Raw genomic sequence first — 19,323 nt, forward strand, 5'->3', positions numbered from 1 at the left:
GTCGTCATCACCGCTTCGCCATATTACTGGCAGCTCAGGCGCTTCTGTTCGCTGGTAACCTTGCCCAGAACGGTCTTGGAGGCGCTGGGATAGCGCTTCGGCACTTCGCGAAGTGTCGCGCAGGCGGTTTCCTTGTTGTCGAGTGCAGCCAGCGACATGCCAAGCTTCAACAGCATTTCAGGCGCCTTGGGCGACTTGCTATAGGTCTGGTGCGCATTGAGGAATGTCTTGGCGGAATCCGTGAACTTGCCCTGACTATACTGCGCTTCGCCGAGCCAGAAATTGGCATCCGCAGCCTTGGCACCCTTTGGGTATCCCTGAATATACTGCTCGAAGCCCTTTTCCGCAGCCTTGTAGTCGCCGGAGAGAACGTGGCTATACGCCGCCTGATAGATATCGTTTTCGCTGGTCAGCGCTGCCGTGTTGACCGGATCGGGGCTGGCGGTGCGTCCCGTTTCCACGCCCGGAAGCGCGCCCGAGGAATTGTTGGCATTGGAGTTCAGCGTACCGCCGACGGGCAGACCACGCGAATCCAGCTCGATGGATCCGAGCGTCGTCTCGCTTGGCGCAGCCGTGCCGCGCGGTCCTGTCGCCGTTGCGCCCGGTGCTGCACCACCCATTGAAGCGCCGCCCTGGGACGGCGTTTCAATGATGGTTGCGACATCGTCCTGAGGACCAGCCGATGGCATCTCGGCTTCGGCCTTCTTCTTCGGTGCCGGTGCGGCAGACTTGCCACCTTCCAGCTCCTGGAAGCGAAATTCGTTGTCTTCCTGGGCCTTGCGGATCGTTTCCTGCATTTGCAGCAACTGGAAACTCATTTCCTCGATACGACCGTTCAGTTGTCGGATTTGCTCTTCAAGCTGCTGGACACGGTACGTATCGTTCGCCTGAACATTGATCACCGGTGCCTGCTGCGTCTTTACCGTGCTCGAGTTCCCACCCCAGCCCAACAACGGTCCTGAAACGGCTGTGCCGCTCAGTCCGGTGAAAGCTGCCAGCCCCAGCATTCCCGCCACGACAAGTTTCTTCATATTGCGTCCTGTCTGGTTGATTTGCGCCCCAACGACGCAAAACCGGATTTTTTCCATCTCGCGTAAAAAAGCAACTTAACTTCGGCTAAACTATGAAAAAAACAAAAGGCGGCCCGAAGACCGCCTTTCACATGTCATCACTTCACTGCGAAGCAATTACATGCCTGCGCCACCCAGAACGGTCACGGCGCGACGGTTCTGCGACCAGCAGGAGATGTCGTCGCAAACGGCGACCGGACGTTCCTTACCGTAGGAAATGGTCTTCATGCGGTTTGCAGGGACGCCCTGCGAAGCCAGGAATTCTTTGGTGGCAGCTGCACGGCGTGCACCCAACGCAAGGTTGTATTCGCGCGTGCCGCGCTCATCGGCGTGGCCTTCGACTGTGATGGCGTAGTTAGGATAACGGGCCAGCCACTGTGCCTGACGCTGCAGGGTCTGCTGTGCGTCTGCGCGGATGGATGTGCTGTCCGTATCGAAGAAGATGCGGTCGCCGACATTGACCGTGAAGTCCTGCGAAGAACCAGGCGTAGCAGAACCTGCACCGCCACCCAGGCCGAGCTCGCCAGCGCTGTTCGGCATGTTCTTCTTGTTGGCGCAACCAGCCAGCGCAAGCGCAAGCGTCAGTGCGATCATGGCCGGATTACGGGCAATTCTCTGCATCGGGCCGAGTGCCGAAGTGTTTGTACGGCTCATAGCCGGTCTCTCCTTAGAATTCAGTAACGTTGCCAGACAATAACCGAATGCAGTTAATTGCCCCCAAACAATTATGGTTAACAGAAAGGAAATGTCCCGCTTTTTTTTGCGCCCTCACGACATAATTGCAGAAGAAGGCAGGGCATTTCCCGGTAGGACATGCGTAGAAAATATGACGGCACCCTTAGCGAACGCCGCCACAATGGCAGATCAATCCAGCAGCGGTGACCAGGCCGGGTCGGACGCAAAGGTCGGCGTCTTGACCAGCTGTTCGTTGTAACCGCTCAGATCGATGGAATAGAGCTGCGGGCCACCGGCACCGGCTGCCTGACGGAAGAACATCAGGACACGGCCATTGGGTGCCCATGTCGGTCCTTCATTGTGAAAGCCGGAGGTCAGAATGCGCTCACCCGAGCCATCGGGCTTCATGACACCGATGGAGAATTTGCCGCCCGACTGCTTGGTGAAGGCAATGAGATCGCCACGCGGAGACCAGACTGGTGTGGAATAAGAGCCATCGCCAAAGGAAACGCGCGTCTGGCCAGAGCCATCGGCATTCATCACGTAAATCTGCTGGCGTCCGCCACGGTCGCTTTCAAAGGCAATACGCTGGCCATCGGGCGCGTAGGATGGCGCGGTGTCGATAGCCCCGGTGTTGGTCAGGCGGGTCGTCGTGCGCGAACGCAGATCCATGGTGTAGATGTTGGCGTTGCCTTCCTGCTGAAGGCTCATGATGACCTTTTGACCATCCGGCGAAAAGCGCGGCGAGAAGGTCATGCCGGGGAAATTGCCGACCACTTCACGCTGCCCGGTTTCCAGCTGCAACAGGTAAACGCGTGGCTGCTGGCCTTCGAAGGACATGTAGGTCACTTCCTGACGGCTGGGCGAAAAGCGCGGCGTCAGAACGAGGTCCTTGGTGTTGGTCAGGTTGCGAACGTTGAATCCGTCCTGATCCATGATCGACAAAGCGCGCTTGCGGTCGGTCTTCGGGCCGCTTTCGGAGACGAAAACAACGCGGGTATCGAAGTAGCCCTTTTCGCCTGTTACCCGCTCATAGATGGCATCGGCGATGATATGCGCCACACGACGCCAGTTTTCCGGCTGAGTGAAGAACTGCTGGCCGGTCATCTGCTGGTTGGCGAAGGTGTCCCACAGGCGGAACTCCGCACGCAGACGGCCATCGGCTTCCTTGGTTACGCGGCCCGTGACCAGCGCCTGCGCGTTGATGACTTTCCAGTCTTCGAAACGCGGCTGCTGGTCAGGATTGCTGATCTTTTCGATGAAGGCGTTCTTGTTGATAGGGGCAAACAGGCCCGAACGCTGGAGGTCGGCGGCAATGACCTGCGAGACCTGCGCACCAATGCCATCGGCAGAAATGAAATCCGTGACGGCGATGGGCAGCGGCTGCACATTGCCCTTGTTGATGTTGATCTGAACCTCAGCACTGGCCGGTGTTACCGCAGCGAACGACAACAGCATGCCAGAGGCAACCATCACCGCGCGCAGGAGAGACAACTTGATCATCGAGACAAGCCTTTCAGCTTCATACAAAAATTGGACATCGATTTGGGTAGTGGTTCGTTCATCGGTCCCAAAACTGTCGGTTAAATGGCAAAATCGGATGGATCGAAGTTCAGCACCAAGGTATTCCATCCTTTTTCGCCGTCATATTTTTCGCGCGGCAGGTTCTGCAAAGGCGCAGACCGCAAAAGTGCGCGGCGCGTGCTGCTTTCAACAGCCCGGCGCGTTCCTTCCGGTCCACCTGTCGCCGTAATCTCCGGCTGACCCACGATATTGCCCGATGGGTCCAGCGAAACGCGAATGACCACCCGCACTTCAGCCACACCCGTCAGACCACCCGGCATGTTCCAGTTGCCCTGAATCTGGCCGCGAACACTGTCGATTTCACTGGCGCTGAGGCCGGTGCCAATCGTCTTCTTGCCGCCAAGCGAGGCCGTTTCGGTGGAGCGCTTCGCGCCGCCACCGGACGGTGCCTGCTTGTTCAGCAGAGCCGAGATTTCATCGGCATTGAACTCGCTGGCCTGGGACGCGGCAGCTTTTGCGGTTTCCTGCTTGCGGTCTGCGGGCTTCTTGTCGGATGGCTTTTCGTTCGACTTGGCCTGATCCGGCTTCTTCTCCGCGGGCTTTTCGGCAGGTTTCGTCTCCGCAGGTTTCTGCTCGGCCTGTTTGGGCGGCTCCGGCTTGGGCTCAGGCGGCTGCGGGCGCGAATTCGGACGCGGCACATTCGGCGGCACGGGAATTTCGGCAGGTTCCTGATTTTGCGGCGGAGGCTCCTGCGCCTGCTGTTGGGCTGGCGGCTGTGTCGGCGTCGGTGGCGTCGCTATTTCGGGCTTGGGAATGGGAAGTGACGCCGTTTCCTGCGGCTTGGGCGCAGATGTTTCTTCCTTGACGATATCCTTCACCTCGTTGGGCTTGGTATCGACAACAGGCGCGGGCTTCTCCTGCTTGGGCGGAGCGGCAGCACTTTCATTATTGTTGGGCTTGGTCGTCGGTGTCGGCGGCGCCTCGATGTCGGTGGTGTTGTTACCCACGTTTTGTGCATTCGCCACGATATCAGGACGGGTCGTGGGTACAGGCGCAGATTTCTCGGCCTTAGCCGCATCCTTTGCACCCTGCTGGATCTGCGTCATCTCTTCCACGGACACGAGATCGACAGGCATCGACTCAGCCTGAGATACCTCGAGCTGTGCCGGCGAGCCCAGGGAAACCAGGGCCACAGCCAGCAGCGAGGCGTGCACAATCGCGGATGTGGTGACGCTGCCCTTCATGCTGAGATCAATTACCCTGTTTCTGTTGTGTCACGAGACCGATATTCTTGAAGCCCGCAGCCTGAATACGCGCCATGACATCGGCGACGATGCCGTAGGCGGCGACAGAGTCAGCGCGCACGAAAATACGCTCATTGTAGCCGGTCGTCGAAATTGCCTGCAGCTTGTCTGCCACTTCGGCAGCTTGGATCGGTGTTTCCTGCAAATGGATGACGCCATCAGCATTGACCGAAATCGTGATCGGCTGCGTATCGGAATTCAGCGCATTGGCGGATGTCTGCGGCAGATCGACAGGCACGCCGACCGTCATCATCGGTGCTGCCACCATGAAGATGATCAGCAGCACCAGCATGACGTCGACGAGCGGCGTCACGTTGATTTCGCTGATTGCGCCGCCGCCTCTGCGGCGTCCCCGGCCCCGGCGTCCACCGGAACCACCGCCGCCACCGCCTGCTGACATTCCCATATCGTTTACTCCACTCGCTTCAGTGCGCGCTTACTGCGCGGCCTGACGTGTCTGCAGCTTCTCATCGATCTGACGCGACAGGATTGCGGAAAACTCGTCCGCGAACCCTTCCATCCGTGCGTGAAGCTTGCCCGCATCGCCCGTGAACTTGTTGTAAGCAATAACGGCAGGAATAGCGGCGACCAGACCGATGGCCGTTGCCAGCAGCGCTTCCGCGATACCCGGCGCCACGACGGCAAGGTTGGTGGACTTCGATCCGGCAATCGCCTGGAAAGAGGTCATGATACCGATAACCGTACCGAAGAGGCCGATGAACGGACCGGCAGAACCAATCGTCGCCAACGAACCGAGGCGGGCTTCGAAGGTCTCGCTCTCACGCGCCATCGTCACATCCATTGCCCGGTCGATACGCATCTGAAGGCCGATAGGCGACCGTGCGCCACGCTCGAAGGATTTTTTCCACTCGCGCATAGCAGCCACGAAAATCGCAGCAAGACCACCATTTTGACGGTCGGACAGGCTGCGATATAGCTCTTCAAGAGACTGGCCTGACCAGAACACCTGTTCGAACTGGTCGAACTGGCGCTTTGCCTTGCCGAAGGCGACATATTTATCGATGACGATGGCCCATGTCCAAACCGACGCGGCAAGAAGACCGATCATCACCATCTTGACGATGAGGCCAGCCTGCATGAACAGAGCCCAAAGACTTACGTCGTGCGTTGCCGCTGCCAAACCTGCCTGTTCCATAAAAATCCAATCCCCGAATCCAAACGCCCGGTGCATGACCGGGCGATTTAAACGCGCATCAACGCTTGAGGTCCTCCAGCCACCGCCGAAAACCCCTTGAGCCATGCCCCGATATTGCCATTACGCCTTACTTGCCGGTAAATTTGGTAAAAGGAAGGCGTGCGGCGCACAAATACCGAATGGTTAAGGTAGACTACATTATGGTTAAGAGAGTGTTACGAAATAAGCACTTTAAATAGGAAGTGCGCGATAGAGCTTTCTTACTTCATGAATTTTTCGGCAATGGTATCAGGCAGACGGCGTGGTCTTCCCTTGGCGTTGATCACAGCAATAATCACTTTCGCGACAATCAACAGCGTATCGCCCCGCCGTATCTCCTGATTGAGCACCATCTTGGCACCACCGGCTTTCTCTGTCAGCGAAGTGATGGTCAACACATCGTCCATCCGTGCCGGTGACTTGAAGTCGATTTCCATGCGGTGAACGACAAAAACGAGTCCCTCCTCATCCGCTGTCAGCAGCGCACTCTGCTCGCAGCCAAGGCACCGCAGATAATCGGTGCGACCACGTTCAAGGAAATGCAGATAGCGGGCGTGGTAAACGAGGCCGGAGAAATCGGTGTCTTCATAGTAGACTCGCTGAGTCAACCGGTGGCCGTGTTCGATGAGTTCGCCGGAGAGGGATACGGTTACGTCATTCATGCGAAGGTCCTGAGTGCAAATGAATTGGAGCTTTCCCCTCTCGCACAATGAGATGTTCACTCTGCCGCGGCAGCGCACTGATGCGCTCGGCAATAAAAGCCGGTCTCAAATCGTGTTCTTTCAACGCAGAGGCGGTCGCAGGCAACCATCGGAATTCGACTTCAACACCATCCACGACTCGGTGGACAATATCGGTTTCATGAAACGGAAAAGCCTGTTCGAGATGGATCAGGTAATAGAAGGCCAGTTCATGCGCATCGTATTCGCCATAAGAAAAGAAGTTCTCCGCCGACCACAAGAGACGCTCGATCCGCGCCTTAACATGCAGTTCTTCCTCAATTTCCCTCAGGATCGTTTCTTCCGAACTTTCCCCGATCTCGGCGCGACCACCAGGCAGCGCCCAGTAGCGGTCGGTGACACTCCTGTTCACCAAGAGATATCCATTATGAAAGATCAATCCAGCGACGCGAAAGCTGAAAAGCTGCGGCTTGTTGTCGAGCCTGATCATATGTCGGGGAGAGCATGCGGCGGTCATTTATCGTCCAGATTACCGTCATCCCACACAATATGGCGTGTGGACGCAGGAAGGTTTTCGATCTCACCGGCGATGAAATACGGTGGAATATCAAGCTGCGTCAAGGTTTCCGTGGTCGCTCTAGCCCAGCGGAACTCCAGCGGATGCTTGCCATCCTGCATGCGGTGGACGATGTTTTCTTCGTGGAAAGGAAACGTCTCGGGCAATTCCATCAAGTAGTAAAAACCGAGCTCGTGCCAGTCTTTGCCCTCGTAATGGAAGAAGTTCTCCACCACCCAAAGCAACCGCCCGACTTTAGCCTCGACGCCAAGTTCTTCCACCATTTCCCGCGCCAACGTGTCCTGCGACTGCTCGCCCATTTCGGCACGACCGCCGGGGAAACTCCAGAATTTTTCATGCGTTGCCCGGTGCACCAGCACATGGCCATCCCGGAAGGCTATGCCTGCCACACGCATCTGGAAGATACGCTTGGGTTTGAATTTCATGCGGATGCGAGTGTCTTCAGTCATATGTTTTGTCTTCCGGGAACAAGAGGTCACGTTCAGACCAGCCTAGCGCGTCCAACTCCACTTTGCGAACCCCCGCATCGTCGCCGACGATAAATTCGTCCAGTTGTGGTGGTTTGACGAAGGTGCCGGACAACATCGCATGGACCTGCCCGCGATGATGCGTCTGATGTTGAAAGAGATGCGTGAGAATATCGTCGCAGCGGTCCTGCTGTATTCGCTCTGCCCGATGCACCCGCACGGACGCAGCCAGATTATCCGGCTTCAACATATCCACAAAAGCGATGAGGTCCTCGTCCAACTGCGCCTGCGCATCCTGCAAAGCAGGCATGTCGCCGAAAGGCTCGTCCTGGGCAAACGCGGCATACCCCAACGTCCCGCCCTTCAATGCATCCAAATAAAACAGATCGACAAGATAGATGTGATTCAACGTCGCGCGGATCGTCGGAAAGAAACTGGTGCGGGGAGCGACGAATTCATCCTGCGAAAGCTGACCGCAAGCGGTGTGAAGTCTCAGATTTGCCAGCCGATTATTGCGCGCCAGTTTTCTGAACACGCGGCACGGATCGTAGCTCATGTGGTTCCTCACTCACGTCTGTTGGCAGAACGGAAAGAGTAGCCAGTCTTTAAAAGATCAACTGGCTTTTTCCAGTTCTGAATGGCTTTTCAGCACCTTGCCGCCGTCTTCCTGCGCAATAAGGTAGGCGGGCTCTTCCTCGCTTGCCTTGCGCTTGATGACGGAGCCCTCAATCTTGCGCTCGACATCTTCAGTGAAACTCTCGGCAACCTTCCCTTTGCCCTTGCCCGATCCCCATTTCCACTGGACCTTTGTACCTTTGCGAAATTTCGTCATGTCATACTCCGCACCAAAGGCTTGGAAATGGTGGGGATGGCCGGTTGGTTCCTAGGCTTGCCCCAACTCAATCACGACGATTTCCGGCGGAGACATAAAGCGCACGGGTGCGATGGAACAGCCGAGCCCGCCGGATACGACGAGATGCCGGTCATTCTCGACGACATGACCATACGCATAGCGTGCGCCGAACCGCGAGGGAACGGCGGGGCGCCACCCGAACAGATTGACCTGACCGCCGTGGGTGTGACCCGACAGCGTCAATGAAACGCGTTGCGGAACCTTCACGAAAATATCCGGCTCATGCGCCATGAGAATGACAGGTGCATCATCGGTAATCTGTGCAAGCGTGCCCGGCAGGTCATCGAGGCCGGTCGTGCGCCGGCCCGTCAGATAGGCCCATTGGTCCTCCAAGCCCGCAATCCAGAAGGTCTGAGCGTTGGTGCCACAGCGAACGGCGTGGTTGGAGTGAACCTGAATGCCGACTGACCGCAGCGCCTGGTGCGCGATGGTTTCCCGCAATCTCAACCGCTGTGCTTCCGGGTCCTGCCACCAATCGTGATTACCACAAACGGCATGCACGCCCTGCGGTGCTTTCAGCCCCGAAAGCGCCTTCGCCCAATCTTCCGGCGGAACGACGCCCGTTACCAGCTTCATGCCTGACATATAATCGCCCAGCAGCAGCATCACATCCCCACCGAGTGTATTAGCGTAATCGCACAGTCGGGCAATGCGATCGGCGGGCATCCAGGGCTCGCAGGCGTGAAAATCCGCCAGCGCCACGATGCGCAAGCTTTGCCCCTTCGGCCAGCCGGGCGGATTGATGCGGTACCGCGTAGTCGAAAGCCGCGCCAAAGGCTCGATGCCGCCCGCATAGGCGCCAAGAGAGACCAGCCCCGCCGCCATCGTCGCAGCGGTCTTGAGCAATGCGCGGCGGGTGATCACGATCAGTCGTCCTCGAGCGTCATGCGAAACTGTGCCGCTTCGATGTCTTTTGGCGGCTGCATGCCCAGATGTTTCCACGCCGTTGCGGTGAGAATACGGCCACGCGGGGTGCGCTGGATAAAGCCCTGCTGGATCATATAGGGCTCGATGATATCCTCGATGGCATCGCGCGGTTCCGACAAACCAGCGGCGATGGTCTCGATACCGACGGGCCCGCCGCCAAAATTCACCGCAATCATCGTCAGATAACGCATGTCCAACTGGTCGAGGCCCATATTGTCCACCAGCAGCCGCGTTAGCGCCTCATCGGCAATCTGGCGTGTCACTGATTCCGCCCGCGCCACCTCGGCAAAGTCACGCACCCGGCGCAACAGCCGCCCGGCGATACGCGGCGTTCCGCGTGAACGGCGTGCGATTTCGCGCGCGCCCTCCTCCGTCATCGGCAATCCCATGATCCGCGCGCCACGCCGCACGATCAGTTCAAGTTCCTCGACGGTATAGAAAGACAAGCGAACGGGAATGCCGAAGCGATCCCGCAACGGGTTTGTCAAAAGCCCGAGACGGGTGGTAGCGGCGACCAGCGTAAATTTCGACAGATCGATCTTTACAGACCGAGCCGCCGGCCCCTCACCGATGATCAAATCGAGCTGGAAATCCTCCATCGCCGGATAGAGGATTTCCTCCACAGCCGGGCTCAAACGGTGGATTTCATCGATGAACAGAACATCGCGCTCTTCGAGATTGGTCAGCAACGCAGCCAGATCGCCCGCCTTGGCAATCACTGGCCCGGATGTCGACTTGAAGTTGACACCGAGTTCCTTGGCCATAATCTGCGCCAGCGTCGTCTTACCAAGGCCGGGCGGGCCTACGAACAGCACATGGTCCAGCGCTTCGCCGCGGTTCTTTGCTGCCTCGATGAAAATCTTGAGGTTGGCGCGCGCCTCCGCCTGACCGGTAAAATCATCCAGCGTCTGCGGGCGCAGCGTCGTATCGATATCCTCGCCGCGCTTTTCCGAAGAAATCAGCCGTGCCGCGTCGCTCATGTCAGCATTTCCATTCCGGGTATTTTACGCGCCGCTTTCTGGTCGAATGTATAGGTCACGGTGCAGCCAGCCATTCTGTTCATTTCCGAAATGACGGCATCGGAAAAATCCGCGCCGGAATTGCGGCAAATATCAATCGCGTTGCCGACCACTTCATAATCCGGCACCTCGATTTCACGACGTTCGAGGATAGCCTGAATAAAATCAAGAACGGCGTCTTTGGAGTAGCCATAAAACCGCTCCAAAACCCAAGCCGTTTCCATCATCACGACCACACCAACGACCAGCGTATCGTTCTCCCCGAGCTCGTCGATAAAGTTTACCACGCGATCCCTTTGAGCGGGATCATCATTGACGGCAACACGCAGAAGAATATTCGTATCGATACCAAATCGACCGCTCATTCATCATCCTCGTTGCGAATTGATTCCTCATAAGCTTCAGACACCGAATATCCGATCGCAGGATTCATGTCGCCAATTGTCAGCTTCCTGCCGTTGGGTGGGGCGCCCAACAAACCCGCCAGATCGTTGAATGACTGGTTGCGCGGCACGACGACCATCTCACGGTTACGGACCCAGACGTAGCATTTGTCACCTGGTCTGATGTCAAGCTGTTCGCGAACGCTCTTCGGAACAGTCATCTGTCCTTTGGATGTGATGGTGGTCTGAAATCCCATGATCGCAAACTTTCTTACTTTTTGGAAATTGTAAGGAAAATAACACAGGAAGGCTTACCGCGAAAGCTCCTTCAACCCTAGCCGGATCAGCTTGGCGCTATCGCCACCCTCTCCGCCGTTCTTCAGCGCCGCAGCAACCGCATTGGCGGCTTGGTCGCGGGAATAACCGAGATTGGTGAGTGCCGAGACGGCATCGGCCACCGGAACGGCGGCGACCCCTTCGCCGAGTTCCTGCTTGAGGCCGATGGAGGCGGATGCTTCGCCCGCAAAGGCTGGGGCCTTGTTGCGCAGTTCAGTGACAATGCGCACCGCCACCTTTGGACCAACGCCGGGGGCACGCGAAATGACCACCTTGTCCTGCAGCGCGATGGCATTGGCAAGCTCGGAGGGAGACAGCGTCGAAAGCACCGCCAACGCCACCTTGGAACCCACGCCCTGCACGCTTTGCAACAGGTTGAACCATTCGCGTTCCAGTGCGCTCATGAAGCCGAACAGCTTTAGCTGGTCTTCCCGCACATAGGTTTCGATGAAGAGAACAATCGCCTCACCCGCCGATCCCAGCCGTGACAGGGTGCGGGCCGAACAATGGGCCACGTAGCAGACGCCATGCACATCGACGAGAACGTAATCGTCGCCAATTTCATCAATGGTGCCTTTGAGTTTTCCGATCATGTCGATGCCCGTTCGGTGAGTAAAAGATTAGCTGGCGGCCAGCACGCGCCGCATGCGCTCGCCCACGCGATTATGGGCATGGCAGATGGCGATGGCGAGAGCGTCCGCCGCATCATTGCCCTTGAATTCCGCCTTGGGCATCAGAATTTTCAACATCATATGGATTTGCTGCTTGTCGCCGTGGCCAACGCCTATGACGGCTTTCTTAACAGCATTCGGTGCATATTCGGCCACCGGCAGACCTGCGCGTGCCGGAACCAGCATGGCGATGCCACGTGCCTGACCAAGCTTCAGCGTTGCCACCGCATCCTTGTTGACGAATGTCTGCTCCACCGCAGCCTCATGCGGCTGATGCGAATGGACGACGTCCGCCAGGCCATCATGCAACTGGCAAAGCCGTGAGGCCAGATCCATATCGCCGTCAGACGTCACCGTGCCGGAGGCCACGAAACGCAAGCTGTTGCCGAGTGTTTCGATGACACCCCAACCCATTCGCCGCAGCCCCGGATCTATCCCAATAATTCGAATCGCATTTTGCATATGGCACCCTACCGTTCAGAGGTGAAACCTGCCAGCGATAAGTGAACAAAACGACAACATCTGTGATGTGTGCACGGCTTCCGGACCCAGCACTCCAAAACGGCGCAACCTTGGACCAGTTTTTTTGATGCATAGATCAATTCGGCGCGACCGCTCTGGCAAATTCCGCACTGCAACTTACATCGGGTGCAAGCTGAAATTCCAAAGGAGCGTCCGATGATCCCTTTTTCCATTCTCGATCTGTCGCCCATTGGTGAAGGTGAAAACGTGAGCAAGGCGCTTGAGAATTCGCGCCGCATGGCAATCAAAGCTGAAGAACATGGCTATGAGCGTATCTGGCTTGCCGAACATCACGGCATGCCGGGCATCGCCAGCGCTGCCACCGCACTCGTGATTGCCCATGTCGGGGCAGCGACCTCGCGTATTCGCGTCGGTTCCGGCGGCGTCATGCTGCCAAACCACTCGCCACTGGTCATTGCCGAACAGTTCGGCACGCTGGCCGCACTGTTGCCCGGACGTGTCGATCTCGGCCTTGGCCGCGCACCGGGAACAGATATGCGCACCGCCCGCGCGCTGCGCCGGAACCTCGACGCGGGTGCGGAAAACTTCCCGCACGACATTATCGAGCTACAGCAATATCTCGGCGCACCGCAGCCGGACCAGTCGATTCTGTCAGTGCCAGGCATGAACACAAATGTGCCGATCTGGCTTTTGGGCTCCAGCACCTACAGCGCCCATCTCGCCGCGGCTCTCGGCCTGCCCTACTCCTTCGCGTCGCATTTTGCACCAGATATGCTGATGGACGCCATTGCAATCTACCGCGAACGCTTCCAGCCGTCCGCCACTTTGCAGAAACCTTATGTCATGGTCGGCGTCATGGGCGTGGGTGCTGATACGGATGCAGAGGCGCAGCACCTCTTTACCTCCGCCCAGCAGCAATTCGTCAACCTGCGCAAAAACGTCCGTACCCAGTTCCCAACTCCGGTGGAGAACATGGACGATTACTGGAGTGACATGGAGCGCATCACCGTCGATCACACACTGCGCTACGCAGTCGTTGGTTCTCACGCGACGGTGGAGCGGAAACTGGCGGAATTCCTGTCTGAAACGGAAGCGGACGAACTGATCGTCTCGATGCCTGTGCACAGCATAGAAAAGCGTTTGCGCTCTGTTGAGGTCTTTGCAGAGGTGCGTAGCGGTCTGAGGCAGGCTGCTTAAGACGCTTAAGTAGAACCAGCCACGTTGTTCACGGCGAGGCAGCAGCCAGTGCTGCCGCGATCTGTACACTTACCTGTGCCGCAGAAAGATCAGCGTCGATGCAACACGCTTTCCCAAGCGTGTTGTAAAAGCTGAAAAGTGGTGCTGTCGCAGACAAGAAATTATCGTAGTTGATCTTCAGCGTCGAAAGCCGCGATCCGATGTCGGATTGAATGTGGGTTGCGGCTACACTCAGGCGGCTGACCATCACGTCAAAGCTCATGTCGAAAAATATGGCTAAATCGAGCGGCCTCTCAATACGAGAAAACATATCATCCAAGGCCTGCGCCTGCGGAACGCTTCTGGGCAGACCGCTCAGAATATAGTCTCTGCCGATTGCCTCATTCGCAAGTTGTTGTTCGAGCAATCCGACAAGGACATGATCGGGAATAAGCCGTCCCGAGGAAATTGCTTCCTGCGCCTGCTGCGCGATCGCCGTATGAGAACACATGGCATCACAAACCAAGTTTCGATTACTGATAAAAGCAGCTCCGTTGCTTTGCGCCAAAATAGCGGCTTGCGCCGTCTTTCCTGCACCAGGTAAACCGATAAGTGTCACATTCACGATCAGCGGTTCCTATGTCGCCATCAATCACGACGGCCTGCTCGCCCTATACCTGTTTCCCAAAAGAAAACCCTGGGCGGTGAGGCCCAGGGTCCATGATGACGACGAATAGTGGTGGTTATCAAGCCGAAAGCTTGGCCATGATTTCTTCGGAGACTTCGAAGTTTGAGTAAACGCTCTGCACGTCGTCGTCGTCTTCGAGATTGTCGATGAGCTTCATCAATGACTGCGCTCTTTCTTCGTCGACCGGCACCGTGTTTTGCGGCTTCCAGATCGATTTTACGCTGTCGGCTTCGCCCAGTACGCCTTCCAGCGCCTTGGACACTTCGTTCATCGCTTCGAAACCGCAGATGATGGTGTGGCCGTCTTCGCTGCTTTCAACATCGTCGGCACCGGCCTCGATGGCGGCTTCCATGACTTTGTCGGCATCGCCAACGGCGGGTTTGTAGGTGATTTCGCCAACCCGGTCGAAGGAGAAGGAAACAGAACCCGTTTCGCCCAGCGCGCCGCCAGCCTTGGTGAAGATCGAGCGCACGTTGGACGCCGTGCGGTTACGGTTGTCGGTCAGCGCCTCGACGATAACCGCCGTGCCGCCCGGACCGTAGCCCTCGTAACGCACATAATCGTAGTTTTCAGCATCGGCACCGGACGCCTTCTTGATGGCGCGGTCGATGTTGTCCTTCGGCATCGATTGCGCCTTGGCGTTTTGCACTGCCAGACGCAACGCCGCGTTCATGCTTACATCCGGCAGACCGGATTTGGCCGCAACGGTGATTTCACGTGCGAGCTTGGAAAACATCTTCGAACGGATCGAATCCTGTTTTCCCTTGCGATGCATGATGTTCTTGAACTGTGAATGGCCAGCCATGGCACCCCTGATCGGATCGTTTGTTTGGATTGGGGGCCTTATAAGTGCGTTAGCCCTGCGGTTCAAGCCCGTAAGCCACTCTTCTCGCGATACATGAAGGAACTGAAATCTATGCTCTTCGTTGTGGATAGGAGAGCGTCGGCGGGCGGTTGCCCGGTTGTCGTACTGTCAAAAGAAAAAACGTTAGGAGACTATTTCATGGTCAGTCTGAGTGAAGCACGCGAAGCCCCCGCCCGCCAGCTTTGGGATGAGATCAATTCCGTTCACGCCGGAATGCTGGGTCTCGAAGGACTGCACAACCACATGCAGCCGATGGCTCCACACGCCGACCCCAAGACCAACACCATCTGGTTCTTCACCAAGAAAGACGCAGAGTTGGTGCAATCGCTGAAATCGGGCGCAAGGGCGCATTTCTGCGTCATCGGCAAGGACCATGATTACCATGCCTGCCTTTCGGGCAAGCTGGAAGTGCGCGAAGACCGCGCCAAGCTGGACGAATACTGGAACTCGGTCACGGCGGCTTGGTATGAGCACGGCAAGAGCGACCCGCAGCTGACGATGCTTGCGCTTCATGTCGATGACGCGGATATCTGGGCCTCCACCGACAGCACGCTGAAATTCGGCTGGGAAATCGCCAAGGCAAATCTGTCTGACGATAAAACCCCTGACGTCGGCGTTCGCCAGCACCTGACGTTCGCCTGAACAACCTCCCCGTCATCCGTTTCTTACATGCCTTGCGGCACGAGAATTTGCGGCTGGCGGGGAAGGCTTCTCATCGAGACCCGGATCACCGGGTCGGAGGCATAGGCGATCGTAAACTGCTTGCCGAATGTCACCAGAAACTGCTCCAGCGCATTGGGTTGATGCATGGGCAGGATAAGCGCCGAGCGAAGGCGTTTGACGATCCGGCTCATACTGTCGGAGCCCATGGTCAGCCCTCCATCCACTGGCACCATCAGCACATCCAGACGCCCGATTTCGGCATATTGCGTTTCCGTCAGCTCATAATGCAGATGGCCGAGATGACCGATGCACAGACCTGCGACCTCGAAAATGAAGATTGAGTTTCCATCCTTCTGCAACAGCCCACCGCCGCCCCAGCGGTTGCGAATGTCTGAGGTCACATTGCGGATATAGACATCTCTCACCTGCAATTTATGCACCGCCTTCTCGCCCGGAACATCGCTCCAACCATGCAGAACGTGTTTGATACCGGGGTCCGGGTGCATCGTGTAATGCGTCGAATGCGCATTGTTCATCGTCACCACAATTGGTGTGACGGGCGGGCGGTAGACGCCGTTATAATCAGTGGCAATTGTCACGCCTTCCGGCGAGGTAATCAGAAATGTCGAGTGGCCGATATATTGTATCGCCACCTCTTCCTTCGCCGTGGCTTGAGCCAGCCGGACATCCGCAGACTTGACGCTTGCAAAGGTAACGTCCGGCAGACTTTGAGCAATCGCCTGGCACTGGCTGATCGGAGGGCGGCTCACGGAGGGACGGCTCGGCTGCTGCTGAGCCGATGCGGCGCCAGCAATCAAAAGCCCTGACACTGCAAGAATGAGCATGCGAAGCATCAACACCACTCCCGGAAACGAGATGAGTGAGGAAAGGATGCGGCAAGGTTGGAAGATCGTCCAGAAGCAAGAGCGGGATGCCGCTCACAATGTCGTCATTGGAGGTGGGGGATAGGTGAGGTTAGCCTGTGGCGTTTACACCCCTCACCGTCATATAATACCAAGCATCAAGCCCAAAAAGCCGGAACCGTCTCCGACAAACGCGGCCCCATCCGCAGCGGCGCGATCTTCTCCGCCAGCCCCGTGCGGTCGGAAATCTCCACACCAACGCCACAGATGGTCGCGGGACCGCTGGCCGCTTCGAAACGGCCCTTCGGCATTTTGGAAATGAACCGGTTGATCGGCTCTTCCTTTTCCATGCCGAGCGAAGAGTCATAATCGCCGCACATGCCTGCATCCGACATGTAGGCCGTGCCGCCGTTCAGGATTTGAGCGTCTGCCGTCGGCACATGCGTGTGGGTGCCGACGACGAAGCTTGCGCGACCATCCACGAAATGGCCGAAGCACTGCTTTTCGCTGGTCGCCTCGGCGTGGAAATCGAACACGATGGCATCCGCCTGTTCACCCAGCGGGCAGGCACCCAGAATGCTTTCCGCGGAGCTGAAGGGATCATCTAGCTCTGGATGCATGAAGACACGCCCCATGATGTTGGCGACAAGAATACGCGCGCCGTTGCGGCCATAAAACAGACCGGAGCCCTTACCTGGCGTGCCCTTGGGGTAATTGGCAGGCCGCAGAAACTGGTCGTGCCGTTCGCAAAAGGACACCGCCTCTTTCTGGTCCCAGACGTGATTGCCGGTCGTCACGACGTCGGCACCGGCGTTGATCGTCTCGAGATAAATTTCCTCGGTGATGCCGAAACCGCCAGCGGCGTTCTCGCCGTTGACGATGACGAAATCCAGCTTGAGATCGGAGATCAGCCCCGGAAGACGCTCCCACACCGCCGTGCGGCCCGACTTGCCAACCATGTCTCCGAGAAAAAGAAGTCTCATCCAGCCGTCCTGCCCTTGAAGTAACGCATGCCGCTCTCGGTCAGAACGGCATCCAGCGCCACATCGTGCGGCTGCGCGGGCACTGATGGCACTTCCTGGCAGTCGAATGCAATGCCGATAAGGGTTGTATCAAGTCCTTTTGCGTGAAGTTTGGCAATTGCCCGGTCGTAATGCCCGGCTCCATAGCCAATCCTGTGGCCTGCCGCGTCGAAAGCCGATAGCGGCACCAGCAAAATCTCCGGGTCCAGCACCACCGCATTTCCATCCGGGCCTGTGGTGCCGAAGCCAGTTTTGACCAGTTCGCCTTCCTCGGCAAATTCCCGGAAGACAATCGTCTCCGGTCCAAGAACCACGGGCAGGCAAATCCTGGCACCCTTCCAGCGCAACGTCTCCATCAGGAGGCGCAGGTCCGGCTCGGAGCGGATGGGCATAAAACCAGAGATAATCGGACCATCCGTCACATCCAGCGCCATCGCACCATGTGCGGCGATAACGAGACTTTTTGCACGGCGCTCTTCAACGGAAAAAGCGTCCCGCAAGGCGAGACGCTCCATTCTGATCCGTGCTTTGTCAGGCAGACCCGCCGTCATTATGCAGCCCGGCTGACCAGCACCTTGTCGATGCGGTGACCATCGAGATCGATGACTTCGAAGCGCCAGCCGTTGCGCGTGATGTGCTCACCCAGTTCCGGCAAGCGGCGAAACTCGTCCAGCACCAGACCGGCCACGGTTTCGAATTCGGCATCGTCGGAAATCTGGAAACCCATGCGGTCGGCAAATTCGTCGGCTGGCATCCATCCGGCCACGAGGAAGCTGCCGTCTTCGCGCTCCACCATGGCGGGCTCTTCGCCATCGTCTTCCTGAAACGCGCCGGTAATGGCCTCAAGCACGTCGCCGGAGCTGATGATGCCCTCGAAGTGGCCGTATTCGTCATAAACCAGAACCATGTGCACCGTGGAGCGGCGCAGGGACTGAATGACATCGACGGCACTCGTCAGGTCGGAGACAACTGGAACTTCACGCAGCAATTCGCGAATATTCAGCTCGCGGCCGGAGGCCAGCGCATCGAACGCATCCTTTGCAAAGAGAACACCGAGAATCTCATCGGAAGCACCATTACGAACCGGCAGGCGCGAGCGCTGCGTTGCGCGCAACTGCTCACGAATTTCTTCTGCCGTGTCCTCGATATCCACCACTTCCACGTCGCGGCGTGGCGTCATCAGGCCGCGCGCATTGCGGTCGGCAAGGCGCATGACGCTGGTGATCATGGCGGATTCTTCGGTTTCGATAACACCGGCGCTATGCGCTTCGGCCAGAACCGTGCGAATTTCATCGTCGGTCACGGACGCATTGGACTCACCGCTGTGGCCCAGCAGCGCCAGGACCAGCTTGCCGGAACGATCCAGCAGCCAGACGACGGGCGCACCGATCTTGGACAGCATCACCATGGCAGGAGATACCCGCACGGCCACCTTTTCAGGGTCGCGCAGAGCAATCTGCTTGGGCACAAGTTCGCCAACGATCAGCGAAAGATAGGTAATGGCGACAACCACGACACCGACGCCGATGGCGTCAGCTGCGCGGTCCGGCACGCCCTGTTCAAGAAGCCATCCGGTAAAACGGGCACCAAGCGTGGCGCCGGAGAAAGCACCAGAGAGAACACCGACCAGCGTAATGCCGATCTGCACGGTGGAAAGAAAGCGTCCGGGGTTTTCTCCAAGGGTGAGCGCCATGCCGGCGCCTCTGCTGCCTTGCGCGGCAAGCACTTTTAGCCTCGCCGGTCTGGAGGAGACAACGGCAAGTTCGGACATGGCAAGCACACCGTTGAGTACGGTGAGCAGAACCACGATCATAATTTCAGT

25 protein-coding genes are annotated in these 19,323 nt (G+C 57.6%); 2 read left to right on the forward strand and 23 right to left on the reverse strand.

The window, feature by feature from the left end; all coding sequences use genetic code 11:
- Positions 1-23: 23 nt before the first annotated feature.
- The 17 genes from ybgF to ruvC all read right to left on the reverse strand — a co-directional run bounded on the left by ybgF (position 24) and on the right by ruvC (position 12,203).
- Positions 24-1,031, reverse strand: a complete 1,008-nt coding sequence (gene ybgF / locus HRR99_RS11825; protein WP_233121849.1) for a tol-pal system protein YbgF — start codon at positions 1,029-1,031, stop codon at positions 24-26.
- Positions 1,032-1,187: 156 nt separating this feature from the next.
- A complete protein-coding gene (gene pal / locus HRR99_RS11830) occupies positions 1,188-1,724 on the reverse strand; it encodes a peptidoglycan-associated lipoprotein Pal (RefSeq protein ID WP_111837627.1) in 537 nt (178 codons plus the stop codon).
- Positions 1,725-1,934: 210 nt separating this feature from the next.
- Positions 1,935-3,248 (reverse strand): Tol-Pal system beta propeller repeat protein TolB, encoded by a 1,314-nt coding sequence (tolB, locus tag HRR99_RS11835; protein WP_233121850.1) that lies wholly within the window; start codon positions 3,246-3,248, stop codon positions 1,935-1,937.
- Positions 3,249-3,328: 80 nt separating this feature from the next.
- Positions 3,329-4,513, reverse strand: coding sequence for a TonB C-terminal domain-containing protein (locus HRR99_RS11840; RefSeq protein WP_233121852.1), 1,185 nt, complete (start codon positions 4,511-4,513; stop codon positions 3,329-3,331).
- Positions 4,514-4,520: 7 nt separating this feature from the next.
- Positions 4,521-4,979, reverse strand: a complete 459-nt coding sequence (tolR, locus tag HRR99_RS11845; RefSeq protein WP_111837624.1) for a protein TolR — start codon at positions 4,977-4,979, stop codon at positions 4,521-4,523.
- A 30-nt stretch (positions 4,980-5,009) separates the two neighbouring features.
- Complete coding sequence (tolQ, locus tag HRR99_RS11850) at positions 5,010-5,729, reverse strand: protein TolQ (RefSeq protein WP_111837623.1); 720 nt, start codon at positions 5,727-5,729, stop codon at positions 5,010-5,012.
- Positions 5,730-5,989: 260 nt separating this feature from the next.
- Positions 5,990-6,430, reverse strand: a complete 441-nt coding sequence (ybgC, locus tag HRR99_RS11855) for a tol-pal system-associated acyl-CoA thioesterase (RefSeq protein WP_233121853.1) — start codon at positions 6,428-6,430, stop codon at positions 5,990-5,992.
- Positions 6,423-6,965: an NUDIX hydrolase gene (locus HRR99_RS11860; protein WP_233121855.1), complete on the reverse strand. Its 543-nt coding sequence runs from the start codon at positions 6,963-6,965 to the stop codon at positions 6,423-6,425. Before HRR99_RS11860 ends, ybgC begins: the two co-directional genes overlap by 8 nt.
- Entirely contained in the window at positions 6,962-7,474 is a 513-nt protein-coding gene (locus HRR99_RS11865; RefSeq protein WP_233121856.1) for an NUDIX hydrolase, read from the reverse strand. The genes HRR99_RS11860 and HRR99_RS11865 overlap by 4 nt, the downstream gene beginning before the upstream one ends.
- Positions 7,467-8,048 carry a DinB family protein gene (locus HRR99_RS11870; RefSeq protein WP_233121858.1) on the reverse strand — a complete coding sequence of 194 codons (582 nt, stop codon included), beginning with the start codon at positions 8,046-8,048 and terminating at the stop codon, positions 7,467-7,469. Before HRR99_RS11870 ends, HRR99_RS11865 begins: the two co-directional genes overlap by 8 nt.
- 57 nt (positions 8,049-8,105) lie before the next feature.
- The gene (locus HRR99_RS11875) at positions 8,106-8,324 is read right to left on the reverse strand and encodes an HVA1 family protein (RefSeq protein ID WP_233121859.1); all 219 of its coding nucleotides are present in this window, start codon (positions 8,322-8,324) and stop codon (positions 8,106-8,108) included.
- A 51-nt stretch (positions 8,325-8,375) separates the two neighbouring features.
- Positions 8,376-9,269 (reverse strand): metallophosphoesterase, encoded by an 894-nt coding sequence (locus tag HRR99_RS11880; protein WP_422387265.1) that lies wholly within the window; start codon positions 9,267-9,269, stop codon positions 8,376-8,378.
- 2 nt (positions 9,270-9,271) lie between these two features.
- A complete protein-coding gene (gene ruvB / locus HRR99_RS11885) occupies positions 9,272-10,312 on the reverse strand; it encodes a Holliday junction branch migration DNA helicase RuvB (RefSeq protein ID WP_045228474.1) in 1,041 nt (346 codons plus the stop codon).
- Complete coding sequence (locus tag HRR99_RS11890; RefSeq protein ID WP_111837617.1) at positions 10,309-10,716, reverse strand: PIN domain-containing protein; 408 nt, start codon at positions 10,714-10,716, stop codon at positions 10,309-10,311. The genes ruvB and HRR99_RS11890 overlap by 4 nt, the downstream gene beginning before the upstream one ends.
- Positions 10,713-10,991 carry an AbrB/MazE/SpoVT family DNA-binding domain-containing protein gene (locus tag HRR99_RS11895; RefSeq protein ID WP_233121861.1) on the reverse strand — a complete coding sequence of 93 codons (279 nt, stop codon included), beginning with the start codon at positions 10,989-10,991 and terminating at the stop codon, positions 10,713-10,715. The genes HRR99_RS11890 and HRR99_RS11895 overlap by 4 nt, the downstream gene beginning before the upstream one ends.
- A 54-nt stretch (positions 10,992-11,045) precedes the next feature.
- Positions 11,046-11,663: a Holliday junction branch migration protein RuvA gene (gene ruvA, locus HRR99_RS11900; RefSeq protein WP_233121862.1), complete on the reverse strand. Its 618-nt coding sequence runs from the start codon at positions 11,661-11,663 to the stop codon at positions 11,046-11,048.
- 27 nt (positions 11,664-11,690) lie between these two features.
- Positions 11,691-12,203 carry a crossover junction endodeoxyribonuclease RuvC gene (ruvC, locus tag HRR99_RS11905; protein ID WP_112498571.1) on the reverse strand — a complete coding sequence of 171 codons (513 nt, stop codon included), beginning with the start codon at positions 12,201-12,203 and terminating at the stop codon, positions 11,691-11,693.
- Between the two features lie 216 nt (positions 12,204-12,419).
- On the opposite strand from ruvC, the gene HRR99_RS11910 reads away from it, so the two are divergent.
- Positions 12,420-13,421, forward strand: coding sequence for an LLM class flavin-dependent oxidoreductase (locus HRR99_RS11910; RefSeq protein WP_233121863.1), 1,002 nt, complete (start codon positions 12,420-12,422; stop codon positions 13,419-13,421).
- Between the two features lie 28 nt (positions 13,422-13,449).
- Here the strand turns inward: HRR99_RS11910 and HRR99_RS11915 are convergent, their stop codons facing one another.
- Together HRR99_RS11915 and HRR99_RS11920 are read right to left on the reverse strand one after the other, a co-directional pair.
- Positions 13,450-14,025: an adenylate kinase family protein gene (locus HRR99_RS11915; protein ID WP_233121865.1), complete on the reverse strand. Its 576-nt coding sequence runs from the start codon at positions 14,023-14,025 to the stop codon at positions 13,450-13,452.
- 121 nt (positions 14,026-14,146) lie between these two features.
- Positions 14,147-14,893 carry a YebC/PmpR family DNA-binding transcriptional regulator gene (locus tag HRR99_RS11920; RefSeq protein WP_233121866.1) on the reverse strand — a complete coding sequence of 249 codons (747 nt, stop codon included), beginning with the start codon at positions 14,891-14,893 and terminating at the stop codon, positions 14,147-14,149.
- 198 nt (positions 14,894-15,091) lie between these two features.
- On the opposite strand from HRR99_RS11920, the gene HRR99_RS11925 reads away from it, so the two are divergent.
- Positions 15,092-15,595 (forward strand): pyridoxamine 5'-phosphate oxidase family protein, encoded by a 504-nt coding sequence (locus HRR99_RS11925; protein ID WP_112498575.1) that lies wholly within the window; start codon positions 15,092-15,094, stop codon positions 15,593-15,595.
- Positions 15,596-15,618: 23 nt separating this feature from the next.
- Here HRR99_RS11925 and HRR99_RS11930 read toward each other — a convergent pair whose 3' ends face one another.
- From HRR99_RS11930 to HRR99_RS11945, 4 genes are all read right to left on the reverse strand, one after another.
- Positions 15,619-16,473, reverse strand: a complete 855-nt coding sequence (locus tag HRR99_RS11930; protein WP_233121868.1) for an MBL fold metallo-hydrolase — start codon at positions 16,471-16,473, stop codon at positions 15,619-15,621.
- A 164-nt stretch (positions 16,474-16,637) separates the two neighbouring features.
- The gene (locus tag HRR99_RS11935; RefSeq protein ID WP_233121870.1) at positions 16,638-17,462 is read right to left on the reverse strand and encodes a TIGR00282 family metallophosphoesterase; all 825 of its coding nucleotides are present in this window, start codon (positions 17,460-17,462) and stop codon (positions 16,638-16,640) included.
- Positions 17,459-18,052 (reverse strand): 5-formyltetrahydrofolate cyclo-ligase, encoded by a 594-nt coding sequence (locus HRR99_RS11940; protein ID WP_233121871.1) that lies wholly within the window; start codon positions 18,050-18,052, stop codon positions 17,459-17,461. Before HRR99_RS11940 ends, HRR99_RS11935 begins: the two co-directional genes overlap by 4 nt.
- Positions 18,052-19,314 (reverse strand): hemolysin family protein, encoded by a 1,263-nt coding sequence (locus HRR99_RS11945; RefSeq protein ID WP_162698122.1) that lies wholly within the window; start codon positions 19,312-19,314, stop codon positions 18,052-18,054. The genes HRR99_RS11940 and HRR99_RS11945 overlap by 1 nt, the downstream gene beginning before the upstream one ends.
- Positions 19,315-19,323 lie beyond the last annotated feature (9 nt).

The sequence above is a fragment of the Agrobacterium vaccinii genome (genome assembly GCF_021310995.1).
In the GTDB taxonomy this organism is placed as follows: domain Bacteria; phylum Pseudomonadota; class Alphaproteobacteria; order Rhizobiales; family Rhizobiaceae; genus Agrobacterium; species Agrobacterium vaccinii.